The organism is Pseudoduganella flava (assembly GCF_007830495.1).
Lineage (GTDB): Bacteria > Pseudomonadota > Gammaproteobacteria > Burkholderiales > Burkholderiaceae_D > Rugamonas > Rugamonas flava.
Genome location: NZ_VLKW01000003.1, coordinates 374063 through 392017, shown reverse-complemented (window position 1 = coordinate 392017; position 17955 = coordinate 374063). Strand labels below are relative to the sequence as shown.

Sequence of the window (17955 nt, the reverse complement as noted above, 5' to 3'; positions counted from 1 at the left end):
CGCGTCGCGCATCGTCGCGGCACATGCATGCGTATCGCACTTTCGGGGGACTTGTGGCCATCGCAGGTGCCATGGCGATCGCTTTCGACGATGTGACGACGCATTCGTGTCACGCCGCTGTCGTTTAATGACGACGACGTGTCGGGCATGCCGAGCGATGCCGGCTCAAGCATGTGACATGGCCGGGTCGCTTCGCATACATCCCTTACCTAAAGGCTGTATGCGAAGCGACGTGTTCGCGCGATGGCACGTGGAGCATGCGTCGCGCATGCCGGATCGGTGCGAAGGGCCCGTTTCTATGTGCGCTACCTCGCTGATCGCGATAAAAAAAGAATGCGAAATTCATTCGTGCCGGTTGCGCATCAACAAGGTTTTCGTGTACTTTACGAACTTGAAAACGCGGGACTTTGCAAGCACTCTTTAATGAGTGTGTTGTTCCCGCCAAAAGCAAAGAACAACAGGACACAAAGTTCGCACAGATATGTATTACGACCGCACGGTTATCTGGTAAGCCGCCTCGCCTGAACGATGTCAGGTCGGGCGGTTTTTTCTTTGAACCGTGACGAGTGCGGCGTGGTCCAAGCCGCGGTCCTGTTGAAGTGTGATGTCGGATCTGAGCTGAACATGCGCCAGGTCCAGGAGACATGAAGAACAGATTTTTGTGGTCGCCGCCAAGCGCATGATGCGCAGCGACGACCCGAATGGCTGAAGTGCTGCAGTCGTGAGGAGCTGCAGCAGTTCAGCCGGGTGCCGAATTCATTAGCGCAAACACCTTGTGCTTGTGCCGATGAATAATTCGCCCGGTCCGCCGACGGGTTGGCCGGACGGGTTTCAACTATGTGAGTATTTTCATCCCGGATGAAGGAGAAATAAAAATGGCTACCGCCGCTAAGAAAACCGAAGTGAAGAAGCCAGCCGCCACCAAGGCCGCTGCAGCACCTGCCAAGAAGGCAGCTCCGAAGGCCGCCGCTAAGCCGGCAGCGAAGAAGACCACCGCAGCCGCCAAGCCGGCAGCGAAGAAGACCGCGGCTGCAAAGCCGGCGGCGAAGAAGACGACGGCAGCTGCGAAGCCGGCCGCGAAGAAGACGACGGCAGCCGCGAAGCCGGCAGCGAAGAAGACGACGGCAGCAGCGAAGCCGGCGGCGAAGAAGACGACGGCAGCGGCAAAGCCGGCAGCGAAGAAGACGACGGCAGCAGCAAAGCCGGCAGCGAAGAAGACGGCAGCGAAATCCGCCGCCAAGCCAGCAGCAAAGAAAGCCGCCGCCAAGCCGGCAGCCAAGTCGGCAGCTAAGCCGGCAGCGAAGAAAGTCGCTGCAAAGTCGGCAGCCAAGCCGGCCGCCAAGAAAGCCGCAGCGAAGCCTGCAGCCAAGCCTGCAGCGAAGAAGGCAGCCGCCAAGCCGGCCGCCAAGAAAGCCGCTGCTAAGCCGGCCGCCAAGCCCGCAGCAAAGAAGGCAGCCGCCAAGCCGGCAGCCAAGGCCGCCGCCAAGCCGGCCGCTAAGAAAGCTGCTGCGAAGCCGGCCGCCAAGCCTGCTGCGAAGAAAGCCGCTGCGAAGCCGGCCGCCAAGTCGGCTGCGAAGCCTGCTGCAAAGTCGGCTGCCAAGCCGGCAGCCAAGCCGGCCGCGAAGAAAGCTGCTGCTGCCAAGGCTCCTGCCAAGACCGCCGCCGCCAAGGTTCCGGCTGCCAAGAAGGCAGCCGCGAAACCGACCGGCCAAAAAAAAGTAGTCGCTAAGGCAGCGCCGGCAGCGGCGCCTGCAGCCGCACCGGCGGCAGCACCGGCAGCCAAGCCGGCGGCAAAGAAAGCCGCCGCGCCGAAGAAGGCTGCTGCCAAGAAGGAAGCGCCGAAGAAGGAAGCCGCTCCGGCAGCCGCTCCGGCTCCGGCACCGGCCGCCGCCGCCGCGCCGGCAGCGAAGACCACGCTGGCACCGGCAGCCGCATGGCCGTTCCCGACCAGCACCCGTCCTTCGTGATGTGATGCGCGCCCGGGCCCGCGCAGCCGCTGCGCAGCCTGCCGCCGGGCAGGCGGCTCCGGGGCGCGCGGATCGCGCGTATTAATGAAGGGCCCGCTGGGCGCGACCGCTGTGTGAGACAATCGCACAGCGGTTTTTTTATGGAGAATGCTCGTGCTTAGTATTGTGATGCTGATCGTCGATACCGCCGCCGTCCTGCTGGGAAGCGTGCTGCTGCTGCGCTTCTGGATGCAGGCGATCCGCGTGCGGCCGCCATCGTCGGTGGCGCAGTTTACGTTTCAGCTGTCCGACTGGCTGGTGCGTCCCATGCGCCGCATCGTGCCTGGCGTCGGCGGTTACGATTGGGCGAGCCTGCTGGGCGCGTTCCTGATCGTGGTGCTGGCCACGTCGGTGCGCTGGTTCGCCGGCTATCCGTTCGAGGCGATCATGCTGATCGCGCTGCATCGCTTCCTGCAGTGGATCCTGTATGGCTTCATGATCCTGCTCATCATCGAGGCCGTGTTCAGCTGGATCAATCCGCACGCGCCGCTGGCGCCGTTCATCCGCGCGCTCAACGAGCCGATCCTGCGCCCCGTGCGCCGTGTCGTGCCGCTGGTGGGCAATCTCGACCTGTCGCTGCTGGTGACCCTGGTGCTGCTGCAGATCGCGCAGATCGTGCTGGAGATGATCTTCCGCTGACCGCCATGCCGGCAACGGCACGGTCATGAAAAAAGGCGCCGCGAGGCGCCTTTGTTGTTTGCGGAGGCCTGCCGTCAGTAGCGGTAGCCGAACGCCTTCTCGAAGCGGTCCGCGATCTCTTCCTGCGTCACGACGTGGTTCTGCGCGCCCTTGTGGGCGATCTTGATGGCGCCCATCAGGCTGGCCAGCCGACCCGTCGTTTCCCAGCCCAGGTCGTGCGTCAGGCCGTACAGCAGGCCGGCGCGGTACGCGTCGCCGCAGCCGGTCGGGTCCAGCACGGCGTCCGCGTGCACGGCCGGGATGTCGATGCTGCTACCCTTCGTGTAGATCTCGGAACCCTTCTCGCCGCGCGTGACGATCAGCGCTTCCAGGCGATGCGCGATGTCGGCCAAGGTCAGGCCCGTGCGGTCGATCAGCAGTTCGATCTCGTAGTCGTTGCAGGTGACGTAGGTGGCCTTGTCGATAAAGCTGATCAGCTGCTCGGGCGTGAACATCGGCATCTGCTGGCCCGGGTCGAAGACGAACGGGATGCCCAGGCGCGCCAGATCATCGGCGTGCTTGAGCATGCCCAGGTGGCCGTCCGGCGAGATGATCGCGAGCCGCGCCGGGCCGGCATCCTCGATATTGTTCTCGTGCGCGAACGACATCGCGCCCGGGTGGAAGGCGTTGATCTGGTTGTTGTCCGAGTCGGCCGTGACGAAGCACTGGGCGTTGTACGCATCCTTCTTGATCAGGATGTTCTGCGTCGAAATGCCGAGCTTTTGCAGGTGCTCCAGGTAGGGCGCGCAATCCTGGCCCATCACGCCGACGATGCGGGGATCGCCGCCGAGCAGCTTCAGGTTGTAGGCGATGTTGCCGGAGCAGCCGCCGAATTCGGTGCGCATCGTCGGCACGAGGAACGACACGTTCACCTTGTGCAGCTGGTCGGCCAGCAGCGTGTCGCCGAAGCGGCCCTCGTATTGCATGATGATGTCGATGGCGAGCGAGCCGCAGATCAGGGAGGTCTGGTTCATGATGTGGTCAGGGATAGAAGATGGCGATGTGATAGCCGGAGGCCTTGATGCGGTCCAGCTCAAAGTATAGTTTGACTGCCTGCTCGCTGCGCGGCCCGAAGCCTTGCGCCGCCGCGGCCGGGTTGGCGAGGTAGTCGCGCGGCGCGAACACGCGGCGCAGCACGGGCTTGTCGGCCGCATCGTTGAGCACCAGTTCGATGTGCGGCCATGCCTGCACGGAGCGCGACTGGTTGCGCAGCACGGTGGCGAAGCTGTACGTGTTCGGCGCCAGCGTCTGCAGCTCGCCCTGTTCGATCGCCAGCGCATCGATCTGGCGCGGCAGCTCGACGGCGCAGCCCAGCGGCGCGCACAGCGCCTGCAGCGCCGGCTTCAGGTCCGGGTGGTCGGCCGCGAGCCGGTTGCGCAGCGCCACGACGCCCTGGGCCAGCAGCACGAACGACAGCAGCGGCACGCCGGCGATCATCGTCAGCCGGGCCACCTGCCCGAAGTGCTCGCGGCTGCGTGCGCGCTTGACGAAGTCTGGTTCGTCCTCACCGATCTCCGCGCTGTCCTCGCCTGCCGCTTCATCCTTGACCTCGGCCGCGGTGCCGCTGCCGGCGGCCAGCAGCGCGCTTTCCGGCGCCGCCATCAACAAATCGGCGGCGGATGCTTCGTCCGCCGCGCGATCGGCCGCCTGGCCGGCGCCGTCGTCCTCGGCTTCGGCGCGCGGTGTCGCCTGCGTGGTGGGAGCGTCGTCGAAGTGGTGCAGGTCATCCAGCGCCACCGCCACGATGTGCTCGGACGGCATGTCGAGTTCGGGTCCGCGGCGCTCGTCTTCCAGCACGGGCGCAGCGTGTTCCATGATCTGCTGCTCCGGCTCCGGCTCGGCTTCCGGCTCAGGTTCAGGTTCCGGCTCAGGTTCAGGTTCAGGTTCAGACGCGGTTTGCGGCACCGGCTCGGTGTTTGCCGCCGTGTCGATTGGCGAAGCTGGGGCGGTGGCCGGTTCGTCGAGATCGAGTTCGAGGTCGAGCGTGGGGCTGGCTTGGGTGTCCGGCACCGGCGCCGGCATCACGGCAGGGGGAAGGGGAGGTTCGACGAGGGCGGCGTTGCCATCGAAGATTTCATTGCAGGCGCCGCAGCGCACGATGCCCCCACGCAGCTTCAACTGGTCCAGGGCGACCCTGAAAACCGTGTGGCAGTGGGGGCATTTGGTGGCGAGCGCCATGCGTTAAGGTTGGAACCCTGGCGTCAGGCGCCGTGGCGGCCGTACAGGGCCACCCAGCCATCGTGTTCCGCCCAGACGGACAGCTTGATGAACGGCGCGTACGCGGCAGCCACTTCGTCGGCCTGGCGTGCCAGCACGCCGGACAGCACCAGCGCGCCGCCGTCGGCCACGCGGCCGGACAGCATCGGCGCCATCAATTTGAGCGGCGAGGACAGGATGTTCGCGACGACGATGTCGAAGCGAGCGTTCGCATGGGCCGACTTGGCGAAGTCTTCCGGCACGTAGTACTCGATGTCGGTGACCTGGTTGCGCACCGCGTTGTCGCGCGCCGATTCGATCGCCTGCGGATCGATGTCGACGCCGGCCACCTTGGCGGCGCCCAGCTTACGCGCGACCATCGCCAGAATGCCGGAGCCGCAGCCGTAGTCGAGCACGGATTTGCCGGGCGCCGGATGGGCTTCCAGCCATTCCATGCACAGCCGCGTGGTCGGGTGGCTGCCGGTGCCGAACGCCAGGCCCGGGTCCAGCTCGAGGATCAGCGCATCGGGATCGGGGGCCTCGTGCCAGCTCGGCACGACCCAGATGTTCTTGCCGATGTGGATCGGCTCGAATTGCGACTGCGTCAGGCGCACCCAGTCCTCGTCCGCGACCTTGCGGGTCGTGTACTTCGGCATCGCCTTCAGGCCGACGGCCTGCGTGGCCGCGGCGACGATGAACGCGTGGTCGACATCGTCGTCGGCCAGCGCGACGACGCGGCTGTGTTCCCAGGCCGCTTCCTTCGGCTCCATGCCCGGCTCGCCGAACAGCGGCTGTTCCTGGTCGGTGCCTTCGTCGGCGTCCTCGACGGAGACGGACAGGGCGCCCGCCTCCATCAGCGCGTCGGACAGCGCCTCGGCGTGGTCGCGGGCGACCTCGATGACGATTTCAGTCCAGCTCATGAACCAGCCTTCGGCATTTCCGCCAGTCGTTGTTCCAGGTAGTGGATGTTGGTGCCGCCTTCGATGAAGCGGGCGTCGACCATCAGCTCGCGGTGCAGCGGGATGTTGGTCTGGATACCCTCGACCACCATCTCGGACAGCGCGATCTGCATGCGGCGGATGGCCTGCTCGCGCGTGGCGCCGTAGGCGATCAGCTTGCCGATCATCGAGTCGTAGTGCGGCGGTACATAATACCCCGCATAGGAATGGGAGTCGACACGAATGCCCGGGCCGCCCGGCGTATGCCATGCGGTGATCCGGCCCGGGGACGGCGTGAACTTGAACGGGTCCTCCGCGTTGATGCGGCACTCGATCGCGTGGCCGGACAGCATCACGTCGCGCTGGCGGAAGCGCAGCTTCTCGCCGCAGGCGATGCGGATCTGTTCCTGCACGATGTCGATGCCGGTGATCATCTCGGTGACGGGGTGCTCGACCTGCACGCGGGTGTTCATTTCGATGAAGTAGAACTCGCCGTTCTCGTACAAGAACTCGAACGTGCCGGCGCCGCGGTAGCCGATCTTGCGGCAGGCTTCGGCGCAGCGGTCGCCGATCTTCTCGATCAGCTTGCGTGGAATGCCCGGTGCGGGCGCTTCCTCGATGACCTTCTGGTGGCGGCGCTGCATCGAGCAGTCGCGCTCACCGAGCCAGACGGCGTTCTTGTGCTCGTCGGCCAGGATCTGGATCTCCACGTGGCGCGGATTCTCCAGGTACTTCTCCATATACACTTCCGGATTGCCGAATGCGGCACCCGCTTCGCTCTTCGTCATCGTAACGGCGTTCAGCAGCGCCGCTTCCGTGTGCACGACGCGCATGCCGCGGCCGCCGCCACCACCGGCCGCCTTGATGATGACCGGGTAGCCGACCTTGCGGGCGATCTGCACGATGGCCTTCGGGTCGTCCGGCAGTGCGCCGTCCGAACCGGGCACGCAGGGCACGCCTGCCTTAATCATCGCCTGCTTGGCCGACACCTTGTCGCCCATCATGCGGATCGAGTCCGAACGGGGGCCGATGAACACGAAGCCGGATTTCTCGACGCGCTCGCAGAAGTCGGCGTTCTCGGACAGGAAGCCGTAGCCGGGGTGGATCGCTTCCGCGTCCGTGACTTCGGCCGCGCTGATAATCGCCGGCATGTTCAGGTAGGACAGCGTGGACGACGCCGGGCCGATGCAGACCGATTCGTCGGCCAGCTTGACGTATTTCGCGTCCTTGTCGGCCTCGGAGTGCACGACGACCGTCTTGATGCCCATCTCGCGGCAGGCGCGCTGGATACGCAGCGCGATTTCACCACGGTTGGCAATGAGGATTTTTTCAAACATGGCTAGTTCTATGTTTGCGAACACCCGGACTTGCCGGGTGTTCTTGTAGGAGAGGAGACTTGCAGGCGCGCGGCGCACGCCGGCGATCAGCGGATCGCTCAGCCGATCACGAACAGCGGCTGGCCGAATTCGACCGGTTGGCCGTTCTCGACCAGGACCTGGGTGATCGTACCGGTCTTGTCGGCATCGATTTCATTGAGCAGCTTCATCGCTTCGATGATGCACAGCGTATCGCCTTCCTTCACGGACTGGCCCACTTCGACGAACGGCGGATTGCCCGGTGCGGACGAGCGGTAGAACGTGCCGACCATCGGCGACTTGACGACGTGGCCCGTCGGCTCGGCAGCGGCCGGCACGGCCGGGGCAGCGGCGGGTGCCGGCGCGGCAGCGGCATGGCTCGGCACATACTGCGCCGGTGCGCCCTGCGGCGGCATCATCACCACCTGGTTTTGCGGCATGGCGGAGGATTTGACGATGCGCACCTTGCTCTCGCCCTCGGTCACTTCGAGTTCTGCAATATCCGATTCGGCAACCAAGTCAATCAACGTCTTGAGCTTGCGTAGATCCATCTGAGACTCCGTTTAATCTTGTTTTGTGAATGTTGCGCCGCGGCTTAGGAGCGACAACGCTGAAAATAGCGCGCAGATCGCGTAGGTTATCCGCATTTTAGCGCAAAGTCGACAGCGAAACGGTACCCCTCGGTGCCGAGTCCGCAAATCGTGCCCTTGGCGATCGCGCTGAGATAAGAGTGGTGGCGAAAGCTTTCGCGCTGATAAATATTCGATATGTGCACTTCGACGAACGGGATCGCCACGCCAGCCAGCGCATCGCGCAGCGCCACGCTCGTGTGGGTATAGCCGCCGGGATTGATGACGATGAAATCCACGCCTTCGCCGCGCGCGGCATGGATCCGGTCGATCAACGCACCTTCGTGATTGCTCTGGAACGCAGTCAGTCGTGCCCCTGCGGCGGCTGCCTGTTCTTCAGCGGCCTGTTCCACCTGCGCCAGCGTCGTGGACCCGTACACAGCGGGCTCGCGCGTGCCCAGCAGGTTCAGATTGGGGCCGTTCAGCAGCAGCAGGTGTTTTGCCATGTTCTGACCTTAGTCCGCGAAAGTTCCGCATTTTGCCGCCAAGCGCGACCATTTGGCAAGAAAAAAGAACTTGCCAAAATGGCTATAAGGATGCCAGATCCTTGTGCAGCAGGTCGAACTTCAGGCGGCCCAGATAGGTCTTTTTCACCTGGCCGTCGGCACCGATCAGCACCGTGAACGGCAGCCCGCCCTGGGCATTGCCGAACTGGCGCGACAGCTCCGTGCCACCCACGCCGTCCACGTAGACGGGGTAGGCGATCTTGAACTTTTGCGTGAATTCGGCGATGTTCGACGGCGAGTCGATGCCGATGCCGATCACCTGCAGGTTCTTGTACTGGCCGCCGGTCTGCAGCGCGGACAGCTCGGGCATCTCCTGCACGCATGGCGCGCACCAGGTGGCCCAGAAGTTGACCAGCAACGGCTTGCCCTTCCATTGCGCGAGGCTCTGCTGGGTGCCTTGTGCGTCCGCCATCGTCTTGCCCAGCAGGGCGGCGACGGCCGCGCCGGCGGCGGGGGCCTGCTCCTGGGGTATCGTGGAAGTGATCGGGGGCGCGGGCTCCTTCTTGTTCAGGCCCACCCAGGCGCCGATGGCGCCAAACAGGACGGCGATGGCGCCGTATGCGAGATATGTTTTTTTCATTCGGTTCCGTGTTCGGTGACCAGCAGCGCGCGCAGGTCGGCGATGTCGGCCCGCACGGGGCGTTCACCGCTCTTCTGTTTTTTGGCGCCACGCAGGTCGTTCGTCTCATACAGTTCCACGTGCACGCCTTCCTGGCGCCACATGAAGCTCACCGTCTCGACCGGGGCGTGGCGCGGCCCCTTGAAGTGGTCGGTTTCGGAGATCTCTATATTGAGGTTCTGGTTCAACAGGTGGATCTGCACTTCCTTCGCGCTGTCGGCGAACAGCTGCAGCCGGATGTCGTCATGCTCGCCGGCCGTGCCGTTCAGGACGGGCCCCGTCAGGTAGGGATGGTAGTCGGCCAGCCGCTCCATCACTTCCAGCGCGACGGTGCGCAGCCGGAACAGCCGGGCCGGCTGGGTATCCGCATTGAACAGCGCGTGATACTGGCGCACCTCTTCCTCGACCTGGGCATCGTCCGGCAGCAGGTCGCGGGTGGCGTTGGCCTGCGCCTCGCCGAGGACCTGCCGCGCGGCCTTGCGCTTCGCGGTGCCGTAGTCGGCGCCGTCCTGCGCGATCATCCGGGCCGCCGCCGCCGCAATCTCGGCACGCAGCAGCATCATGTCGTCATGGTGGTTCGGCATCATGGCGTGATCATACTCTGAACCGGCAAATGCGGCGCGTCGGGTAAAATCGCGTCCTCGACCACGGAGCGGAACCATGCATATTCACATACTCGGCATTTGCGGCACCTTCATGGGCGGCCTCGCGGTGCTCGCGAAAGAAGCGGGCCACAAGGTGACGGGCTGCGACGCCAACGTCTACCCGCCGATGAGCACCCAGCTGGAAAGCCAGGGCATTGAACTGATCCAGGGCTTCGACGCGGACCAGGTGAAGCTGAACCCCGACCTCTATGTGATCGGCAACGTGGTGTCACGGGGGAATCCGCTGGTCGAGGAAATCCTGAACCGCAGCCTGCCCTACGTCTCCGGCCCGCAGTGGATCGGCGAGCATATCCTGCGCAATAAATGGGTGCTGGCCGTCGCCGGCACGCACGGCAAGACGACGACGTCGTCGATGCTGGCGTGGATCCTGGAAGACGCCGGCTATGCGCCGGGCTTCCTGATCGGCGGCGTGCCGATGAACTTCGGCATTTCGGCGCGGCTGCATGGTCAAGGTACTGCGCCGGGCAACGAGTCCGACTTCTTCGTGATCGAGGCGGACGAATACGATACGGCGTTCTTCGACAAGCGCAGCAAGTTCGTGCACTACCACGCGAAGACGGCGATCCTGAACAACCTGGAATACGACCACGCCGACATCTTCCCGGACATCGCCGCCATCGAGACCCAGTTCCACCACCTGGTGCGCACGGTGCCGGGCATCGGCCGCGTGATCGTCAACGGCGACGAGGAGTCGCTGCAGCGCGTGATCCGGCGCGGCATCTGGAGCGAGAAGGAGACGTTCGGCGCCGGCGACACGGTGAACTGGGCGCTGAAGGAACATCCGGACGGCAGCTTCGACGTACTCTTCAACGGCAAGTTCGAGGCGCTGATCAACTGGAAGCTGACGGGCCGGCACAACCGCTACAACGCGCTGGCCGCGATCGCCGCGGCGCGCAACGTGGGCGTGCCGATCGCCCAGGCGGCCAGGGCGCTGGAATCGTTTGAAAGCGTCAAGCGGCGCATGGAAGTGCGCGGCGTCGTCAGCGGCGTTACCGTGTACGACGACTTCGCCCACCACCCGACGGCCATCGCGACGACCGTCGGCGGCCTGCGCCAGAAGCTGGGCGCGCATTCGCGCATCCTCGCCGTGCTGGAGCCCCGCTCGAACACGATGAAGCTGGGCGCGATGAAGGATGCGCTGCCGGCGAGCCTGAAGGACGCCGACCTCGTGTTCGGCTTCGGCAGCGAGAAGGCGCTGGGCTGGAGCCTGGCCGCCACGCTGGCGCCGATGGGCGCGCAGGCCTCCGCTTACGAGGACATCGACCTGATGGTCAAGGCCATCGTCGGCGCGGCGCGCCCGGGCGACCACGTCGTCGTGATGAGCAATGGCGGCTTCGGCGGCGTGCACGGCAAGCTGCTCGACGCGTTGAAGACGCTGCCCGCGTGATCCGGCCGTGAAGATTCTTTACCTTCACGGGTTCCGTTCGTCGCCGCTGTCGATGAAGGGGCGCCTGCTGGGCGAACGGATGGCGCAGCTGGGCCGCGCCGCCGAATACCTGGCACCGCAGCTGCCGGCGTCGCCGCGGCTGGCCATCGAACAGGCGCAGGCCTTGGTGGCGGACGTGCCGGCCAGCGAGATAGCCAATGAGCTGGCGATCGTCGGCTCGTCGCTGGGCGGTTATTACGCCACGTGGCTGGCCGAGCGGCTGGGCTGCCGCGCCGTGCTGCTGAACCCGGCCGTGACGCCGCTTGTCGACCTGGAAAAATACGTCGGCATGACGACGATGTACCACAGCGGCGAGCCGTTCGAGTTCAAGCGCGACTACATCGACGAACTGCAGGACCTGGCCGTGCCGGCGATCAGCCGGCCGGACCGCTACTTCCTCGTCGCGGCCACGGGCGACGAAGTGCTCGACTGGCGCGACATGGTCGCCCACTACCCCGGCGCGCGGCACCGCGTCATCAACGGCTCGGACCACGGCATCAGCGAATTCGCGCAGTACGTGGACGAGGTGCTGGCGTTCTGCGGGGTGCGGGCCGGATGAGGGAACAGTCGCTGCGCCGGGCCAACTGGTACCGGCACGTGCTGGCCGTGAACGCGCCGGCGGCGCTGGCGCGCTGGCTCACGTCCGGCGGCTCGCTGACGGCGCGCCTGAAAGGCCATAGCGACGCGTTCCGCGTGCAGGTGCTGCACCAGCATGCGGCGCCTTGCCTGGCGGACGAGGCGCAGGTGCTGGGCTTTGCCCGCGCCACCCGCTGCTGGGAACGGGAAGTGCTGCTGCGGTGTGATAATACGCCCGTGGTGTTCGCGCACACGGTGGTGCCGATGAGTGCGGACGCGTCGGACTGGCCGCTGTTTTCCGCGCTGGGCGAGCGCTCGCTGGGCACCACGCTGTTCGGCGACCCGATGGTGCTGCGCGGCGCGCTGGAATATGCCCGGCTGCGTGCCAGCCATCCGCTGGCGCGCCGGGCCAGGGCGGCGTGGACGGCCGAGGGCCGGGCCGTGCCTGAAGAACAATTGCTGTATGCGCGGCGCTGCCTGTACCGGCGGCGCCAGGGCACGCTGCTGGTGACCGAGGTGTTCCTGCCGACGGTCCTGAAGCTGGTGCCAAGAACCTCCAACACGAGATGAACATGAATGTCTTTTTTGAAGAATCCGGCGATTTCAAGGTCGGAACCGTGCTGTCCCAGGCTGGCGAGGCCTACCAGGTCGAGATGGCCACCGGCAAGCGCACGAAGGTGAAGGCCAAGGACGTGCTGCTGCAGTACGAGAAGCCGGCACCGGAGGCGTTGATGGAACAGGCGCGGGCCGTCGTGGCCGATGTCGATCTCGACTTCCTGTGGGAGGTGGCCGGCGAAGAGGAATTCGGCTTCGCGGAGCTGGGCGCCGAATACTTCGGCCATGCACCGCTGCCGCACGAGGCGGCGGGCCTGATCCTGGCGCTGCACTCGGCACCGATCTATTTCTACAAGAAGGGCCGCGGGCGCTACAAGGCGGCGCCGGAGCAGGCCCTGAAGGCCGCGCTGGCCGGCATCGAGAAGAAGAAGCAGCAGGCGCTGGTGCAGCAGCAGTACGTGGACGAGCTGAAGACCAACCGCCTGCCGGAGTCGATGGCGCACATCGTCCAGCAGCTGCTGTTCAAGCCGGACAAGAACACCATTGAATACAAGGCGCTGGAAGCGGCATGCAACGAGCTGCATACGACGCCGGCGCGGCTGATGCTGGCCGTCGGCGGCGTGGGCTCGGCGAAGGACCTGCACATGGCGCGCTTCCTGTTCGAGCACTTCCCGCGCGGCCAAGGCTTCCCGGACGTGCCGGTGCCGAAGGCTCCGAATAATCTGCCGGTGGCGGACGTCGAGGCGTTCTCGATCGACGACGTGACGACGACGGAGATCGACGACGCGTTCTCGATCACCCGCCTGGACGACGGCAAGGTGCGCATCGGCATCCACATCGCCGCGCCGGGCCTGGGCATCAAGCCCGAGGATTCGGTCGACAAGATCGCGCGCACGCGCCTGTCGACCGTGTATATGCCGGGCGACAAGATCACGATGCTGCCGGATTCCATCGTCGAGGCGTTCACGCTGGCCGAAGGCAAGACCTGCCCGGCGCTGTCGCTGTATGCGACGCTCGACACGGCCGACTGGAGCGTCGTGTCGACCGAGACGCGCGCCGAGATGGTGCCGATCGCGAACAACCTGCGGCACAACGACCTGGACGACGTCGTCAACGAAGAGACGCTGGCCAGCGGCGCGGGCGATTACCCCCGCAAGGCCGAGCTGACCTTGCTGTGGGCGTGGGCCCAGCACCTGGAGGCGGGGCGGATGGCCAAGCGCGAAGCGTTCGGCCTGAAGCCGGAGCAGAACAACCGCGTCGACTTCAACTTCTACGTCGATGACGATGTCGTGACGATCACGCGCCGCAAGCGCGGTGCGCCGCTGGACAAGATCGTCGCCGAACTGATGATCTTCGCGAACAGCACCTGGGGCAAGCTGATGCACGACCATGGCGTGCCGGGCATCTACCGCAGCCAGGGCCGCGGCGTGGGCGGCTGGAACGCCAAGATGCAGGTGCGCATGCTGACGCACGCGGCGCCGCACGAAGGCCTGGGCGTCGACCAGTACGCCTGGAGCACGTCGCCGCTGCGCCGCTATACGGACCTCGTCAATCAATGGCAGATCCTGGCCGTGGCCGAGAAGGGCGTGATGGCGCCGCTGGTCGCGCCGTTCAAGCACAAGGATGCGAACCTGTTCGCGATCGTCTCCGCGTTCGATGCCGCCTACGCCGCCTATGCCGACTTCCAGTCGAACATGGAGCGCTACTGGTGCCTGCGCTGGCTGGGCCAGGAAAACAAGCAGCAGGTCGACGCCGTCGTGCTGAAGGATGAAGTGCTGCGCCTGACCGAGATCCCGCTGGTGATCCGCTTGCCGGGCATGCCATCGGCACCGCGTGGCGCGGCCGTGAAGCTGGACGTGATCCGCTGGGACGAAGTGGACCTGTCGATCGAAACCCGCCTGCTGGAAATCGAAGCGGCCGCCCCGGCCGCCGAGATCGACTTCGAGGAAGAAGAGGAAGTCGTCGCCGAGACGTTGCCCGAACTGGTACCGGACCCGGACCAGCCGGCCGACGAGAAGGCCGAAGTGGCCGAGCTGGCGGACGAAGCGGCGCAGCAGCAGAACGCCGGCTAGCCGATGTTTACCCGGATGCGGGCCGGCTGCGCTTTTTAAACCCCAAGGCAGAAGCCGGGGTCAGACCCGCCGGGTCTGACCCCAGGGTTTGAATTTGGGGTGGGAATTTCTATCGCGACCCGCATGCAGTGACGGTAGAATGGCAAAATTCTGCCTAGCCTTTTCGTCGCCCGCGTGAAGTATTTACAAGAAAACAGGTTCCTCGCGATCGCCCTGGCCCTCTCGGTGCTCGCTCACGCGGTCTTGCTGGCGGTGCGCTTCGTGGTGCCCGTGGAGCCGAAGATGGCGCCCACCGATCCCGCGCTGGAAGTCATCCTCGTCAATGCCAAGCATGCCAACAAGCCGTTGAAGGCCGAGGCGCTGGCGCAGGCGAACCTGGAGGGCGGCGGCAATGCCGACAAGGGCCGCTCCAAGTCGCCGCTGCCGGACCTGCGCAAGATGGCGTCCGGCGACAGCATCGAGGCATCGCGCCGCCGCATCGCCGAGCTGGAAGAGCAGCAGAAGAAGCTCTTGACGCAGATGAAGACGACGCCGTACCGCGCCGCACCCGTCACCGAAAACAGCAAACCCGATCCGACCCCCACCGGCGCCGACCTGATCGAGAGCAGCCGCGCGATCGCGCGCATGGCGGCCGAGATCACGCAGACGATCGAAGACCAGAACAAGCGCCCGCGCCGCACCTACATCACGCCCAGCACCCAGCAGGTCGGCTATGCGATGTATTACAAGGCATTCCAGCGCAAGGTGGAGGAAGTGGGCACGTTGAACTTCCCGCAAAAGAACGGCCGCAAGCTGTACGGCGAGCTGGTGCTGTCCATTCCGATCTTCCAGGACGGCACGCTGTACATGAAGGAGGGCGGCATCACGGTGCAGAAAAGCTCCGGCAATCCCGCGCTGGACGACGCCGCGATCGCGATCGTCCGCCGCGCCGCGCCGTTCGGCAAGTTCCCGCCGAACATGCTGTCGAACGATCGCGACGACCTGTGGGTCATCATCACCCGCTTCAAATTCACGCGCGAAGAAAAACTCGAAACGAAACTGAGCGGAGGAAACTGAAATTGGATCACTACTGCGTGTTCGGCAACCCGATCGCCCACAGCAAATCGCCCGACATCCACGCCGCGTTCGCGGCCCAGACGGGGCAGCAGCTGACCTATGAAAAACGCCTCGCGCCGCTGGACGGCTTTGCCGCCGCCGTGCACGCGTTCATCGCCGAAGGGGGCAAGGGCGCCAATGTGACGGTGCCGTTCAAGCTGGAGGCCTACCGGCTGGCGAACGCGCTGACGGTGCGGGCGCAGGCCGCCGGCGCCGTCAACACGCTGCTGTTCGACGCGCACGGTATCACCGGCGACAACACGGACGGCGCCGGCCTGGTGGCGGACATCACGGCCAACGCCGGCGTCCCGATCGTCGGCAAGCGCGTGCTGCTGCTGGGGGCGGGCGGTGCCGCGCGCGGCGCCGTGCTGCCGATCCTCGAGCACCGGCCGGCCGCCCTGGTGATCGCGAACCGCACCGTGGCCGCCGCGCAGCAGCTGGTGCAGCAGTTCGCCGCGCTGGGCGGCGCCGGCATCGTGTCGGCCTGCGGCTTCGCGGAGATTACCGGCAGCTTCGATATCGTCATCAACGCCACGTCGGCCAGCCTGCAGGCGGACCTGCCGCCCGTGCCGCCGACGGTTTTCCAGCCAGGCACGCTCGCGTTGGATATGATGTATGGGAAGGAGCCGACCGTCTTCATGCGCTTCGCGCTGGAGCATGGCGCCACCGCGCGCGACGGCCTGGGCATGCTGGTGGAGCAGGCCGCCGAAGCGTTCCACGGCTGGCGCGGCGTGCGCCCGGATACGGCTCCGGTACTGGCGAACCTGCGTTGATCCGATCCTGACATGGCAAAAACTCGCAATGCGCCCGGCCGTTGGCGCTGGGTGAAATGGCTGTTCATCGTTCCCATCGTGCTGTTCCTGGCCGTGCAGGCCTATTTCCTCGTGCAGATCTGGTGGTGGCGCGACCACAACCCGGAGATGACGGCATTCATGCGCCAGCAGCTCTCGGCAATGCGCGAGACGGATCCGAACGCGAAGATCGTGCAGCAGTGGGTGCCGTACGAGCGCATCTCGGTGAAGCTGAAGCGGGCCATCATCGCCTCCGAGGACGCCAATTTCTCGGAGCACGACGGCGTCGACTGGGACGCGCTGGAACAGGCTTACGAGCGCAACGAAAAGCGCAAGAAGGTCACGCACGGCGGCTCGACGATCACGCAGCAGCTGGCCAAGAACCTGTTCCTGTCCGGCTCGCGCAGCTACCTGCGCAAGGGCCAGGAGCTGATCATCGCCTACATGCTCGAAGGGGTGCTGGACAAGCGGCGCATCTTCGAGATCTACCTGAACGTCGTCGAGTTCGGCCGCGGCATCTATGGGGCCGAGGCGGCGGCGCGCCATTATTACAAGATCCCGGCGTCGAAACTGGGGCCGGCGCAGGCGGCCAGGCTGGCCGTGATGCTGCCGAACCCCCGTTATTACGACGCGCACCGCAGCACGCGCTACCTGAACCGGCGCACCGACATCATCCTGCGCCGGATGGGCGCGTCGGACGTGCCGTAAAAATGCCGCACCGGACGATGCCTTGGATAAAAAGTGCTTGTCCGGGGTGGTCTGGCCCATGGCTTTGCCTGTACACTTGCGCTGTTTTATTTTTTGCGCCTGGGGAACCCGTCTCCCCCTTCAAAGTGTCCAGAATCCCTGTCGGCTGAGAGTGCCCATGATTAATGTCTTCGTTCTACAAAATGGCCGGCTGAACCAGGTCCCCATCGAAACGCGCGAAGACCTTGAACAAGTGGCACCCGTGTGGGTGGACCTGACCGACCCGACGGACGACGAGCGGGCGTGGGTCAAGGCCATGTATGGCGTCATCCTGCCGGGTGAGGACGAAGTCAAGGACATCGAAGCGTCGGCCCGCTACTACGAAGCGGAAAATGGCGACCTGCACCTGCGCACCGACTTCCTGCTGGAAGAAGACGACGGCCCGTCGCGCGTCGTCACGGTGGCGTTCATCCTGGCCCGCAAGATGCTGTTCTCCGTCCATACGGACGACCTGCCCGTGTTCCGCCTCGTGCGCATGCGCGCGCGCTCGCGGCCCGGCTCGATCGCCGACTACATGGATGTGCTGCTGGACCTGTACGCGACCGACGCCGAATACTCGGCTGACGCGCTGGAAGGCATCTACCAGAACCTGGAAGAAGTGTCGTTCCGCGTGCTGCAGGAGGAATTCACCGACAAGGACGCCGCCGACGCGCTGTCCGCCATCGCTCACGAGGAAGACTTGAACGGCCGGATCCGCCGCAACATGATGGATACCCGGCGCGCCGTCAGCTTCCTGATGCGCGGCCGCCTGTTGAACTCCGAGCAGTTCGAGGAGGCGCGCCAGATCCTGCGCGACATCGAATCGCTGGACGGCCACACCTCGTTCCTGTTCGACAAGATCAACTTCCTGATGGACGCCACGGTCGGCTTCATCAACATCAACCAGAACAAGATCATCAAGATCTTCTCCGTGGCCAGCGTGGCGTTCCTGCCGCCGACCCTGATCGCCAGCGTGTACGGCATGAACTTCGACTTCATGCCGGAGCTGCACTGGGCGGCCGGTTATCCGTGGGCCTGGGGCCTGATGATCACCAGCGCGATCGCGCCGTTCCTGTACTTCCGGCACCGGGGCTGGCTCAAGTGAAAAAAGCGGCATCGCCG

18 protein-coding genes are annotated in these 17955 nt (G+C 65.2%); 10 read left to right on the top strand and 8 right to left on the bottom strand.

The genetic code is table 11. From position 1 onward, the window contains the following. Nucleotides 1-875: 875 nt before the first annotated feature. A complete protein-coding gene (locus tag IP92_RS09930; protein ID WP_145874382.1) occupies nucleotides 876-1967 on the top strand; it encodes a hypothetical protein in 1092 nt (363 codons plus the stop codon). 168 nt (nucleotides 1968-2135) lie between these two features. Continuing rightward, the gene (locus tag IP92_RS09925; protein WP_371860924.1) at nucleotides 2136-2645 is read left to right on the top strand and encodes a YggT family protein; all 510 of its coding nucleotides are present in this window, start codon (nucleotides 2136-2138) and stop codon (nucleotides 2643-2645) included. Nucleotides 2646-2719: 74 nt separating this feature from the next. Here the strand turns inward: IP92_RS09925 and IP92_RS09920 are convergent, their stop codons facing one another. The 8 genes from IP92_RS09920 to IP92_RS09885 form a co-directional block, all read right to left on the bottom strand. After that, nucleotides 2720-3658: a carbohydrate kinase family protein gene (locus IP92_RS09920; RefSeq protein ID WP_145874380.1), complete on the bottom strand. Its 939-nt coding sequence runs from the start codon at nucleotides 3656-3658 to the stop codon at nucleotides 2720-2722. Nucleotides 3659-3665: 7 nt separating this feature from the next. Beyond that, nucleotides 3666-4862 (bottom strand): DUF3426 domain-containing protein, encoded by a 1197-nt coding sequence (locus tag IP92_RS09915; RefSeq protein ID WP_145874379.1) that lies wholly within the window; start codon nucleotides 4860-4862, stop codon nucleotides 3666-3668. Nucleotides 4863-4885: 23 nt separating this feature from the next. Beyond that, a complete protein-coding gene (gene prmA, locus IP92_RS09910; RefSeq protein WP_145874378.1) occupies nucleotides 4886-5800 on the bottom strand; it encodes a 50S ribosomal protein L11 methyltransferase in 915 nt (304 codons plus the stop codon). Next, complete coding sequence (accC, locus tag IP92_RS09905) at nucleotides 5797-7155, bottom strand: acetyl-CoA carboxylase biotin carboxylase subunit (protein ID WP_145874377.1); 1359 nt, start codon at nucleotides 7153-7155, stop codon at nucleotides 5797-5799. The genes prmA and accC overlap by 4 nt, the downstream gene beginning before the upstream one ends. A gap of 98 nt (nucleotides 7156-7253) precedes the next feature. Further along, nucleotides 7254-7724 (bottom strand): acetyl-CoA carboxylase biotin carboxyl carrier protein, encoded by a 471-nt coding sequence (accB, locus tag IP92_RS09900; protein WP_145874376.1) that lies wholly within the window; start codon nucleotides 7722-7724, stop codon nucleotides 7254-7256. Nucleotides 7725-7810: 86 nt separating this feature from the next. After that, entirely contained in the window at nucleotides 7811-8248 is a 438-nt protein-coding gene (aroQ, locus tag IP92_RS09895; protein WP_145874375.1) for a type II 3-dehydroquinate dehydratase, read from the bottom strand. Between the two features lie 82 nt (nucleotides 8249-8330). Further along, a complete protein-coding gene (locus tag IP92_RS09890; RefSeq protein WP_145874374.1) occupies nucleotides 8331-8888 on the bottom strand; it encodes a TlpA family protein disulfide reductase in 558 nt (185 codons plus the stop codon). Beyond that, nucleotides 8885-9514 carry a hypothetical protein gene (locus IP92_RS09885; RefSeq protein WP_145874373.1) on the bottom strand — a complete coding sequence of 210 codons (630 nt, stop codon included), beginning with the start codon at nucleotides 9512-9514 and terminating at the stop codon, nucleotides 8885-8887. The genes IP92_RS09890 and IP92_RS09885 overlap by 4 nt, the downstream gene beginning before the upstream one ends. 73 nt (nucleotides 9515-9587) lie before the next feature. On the opposite strand from IP92_RS09885, the gene mpl reads away from it, so the two are divergent. The 8 genes from mpl to corA all read left to right on the top strand — a co-directional run bounded on the left by mpl (nucleotide 9588) and on the right by corA (nucleotide 17938). Next, nucleotides 9588-10979: a UDP-N-acetylmuramate:L-alanyl-gamma-D-glutamyl-meso-diaminopimelate ligase gene (gene mpl, locus IP92_RS09880; protein WP_145874372.1), complete on the top strand. Its 1392-nt coding sequence runs from the start codon at nucleotides 9588-9590 to the stop codon at nucleotides 10977-10979. A 7-nt stretch (nucleotides 10980-10986) separates the two neighbouring features. Next, nucleotides 10987-11577, top strand: coding sequence for a YqiA/YcfP family alpha/beta fold hydrolase (locus IP92_RS09875; protein ID WP_260070834.1), 591 nt, complete (start codon nucleotides 10987-10989; stop codon nucleotides 11575-11577). Beyond that, the gene (locus tag IP92_RS09870) at nucleotides 11574-12164 is read left to right on the top strand and encodes a chorismate--pyruvate lyase family protein (RefSeq protein ID WP_145874371.1); all 591 of its coding nucleotides are present in this window, start codon (nucleotides 11574-11576) and stop codon (nucleotides 12162-12164) included. The genes IP92_RS09875 and IP92_RS09870 overlap by 4 nt, the downstream gene beginning before the upstream one ends. A 2-nt stretch (nucleotides 12165-12166) precedes the next feature. Then, on the top strand, nucleotides 12167-14221 hold the full coding sequence (locus IP92_RS09865) for an RNB domain-containing ribonuclease (protein ID WP_145874370.1): 2055 nt from the start codon (nucleotides 12167-12169) through the stop codon (nucleotides 14219-14221). Between the two features lie 174 nt (nucleotides 14222-14395). Continuing rightward, complete coding sequence (locus IP92_RS09860; RefSeq protein WP_145874369.1) at nucleotides 14396-15277, top strand: TonB family protein; 882 nt, start codon at nucleotides 14396-14398, stop codon at nucleotides 15275-15277. Between the two features lie 2 nt (nucleotides 15278-15279). Continuing rightward, the gene (aroE, locus tag IP92_RS09855; RefSeq protein WP_145874368.1) at nucleotides 15280-16089 is read left to right on the top strand and encodes a shikimate dehydrogenase; all 810 of its coding nucleotides are present in this window, start codon (nucleotides 15280-15282) and stop codon (nucleotides 16087-16089) included. 12 nt (nucleotides 16090-16101) lie between these two features. Then, nucleotides 16102-16815, top strand: coding sequence for a monofunctional biosynthetic peptidoglycan transglycosylase (mtgA, locus tag IP92_RS09850; protein WP_145874367.1), 714 nt, complete (start codon nucleotides 16102-16104; stop codon nucleotides 16813-16815). Nucleotides 16816-16972: 157 nt separating this feature from the next. After that, the gene (gene corA, locus IP92_RS09845; RefSeq protein ID WP_145874366.1) at nucleotides 16973-17938 is read left to right on the top strand and encodes a magnesium/cobalt transporter CorA; all 966 of its coding nucleotides are present in this window, start codon (nucleotides 16973-16975) and stop codon (nucleotides 17936-17938) included. The last annotated feature ends 17 nt before the right edge of the window (nucleotides 17939-17955 follow it).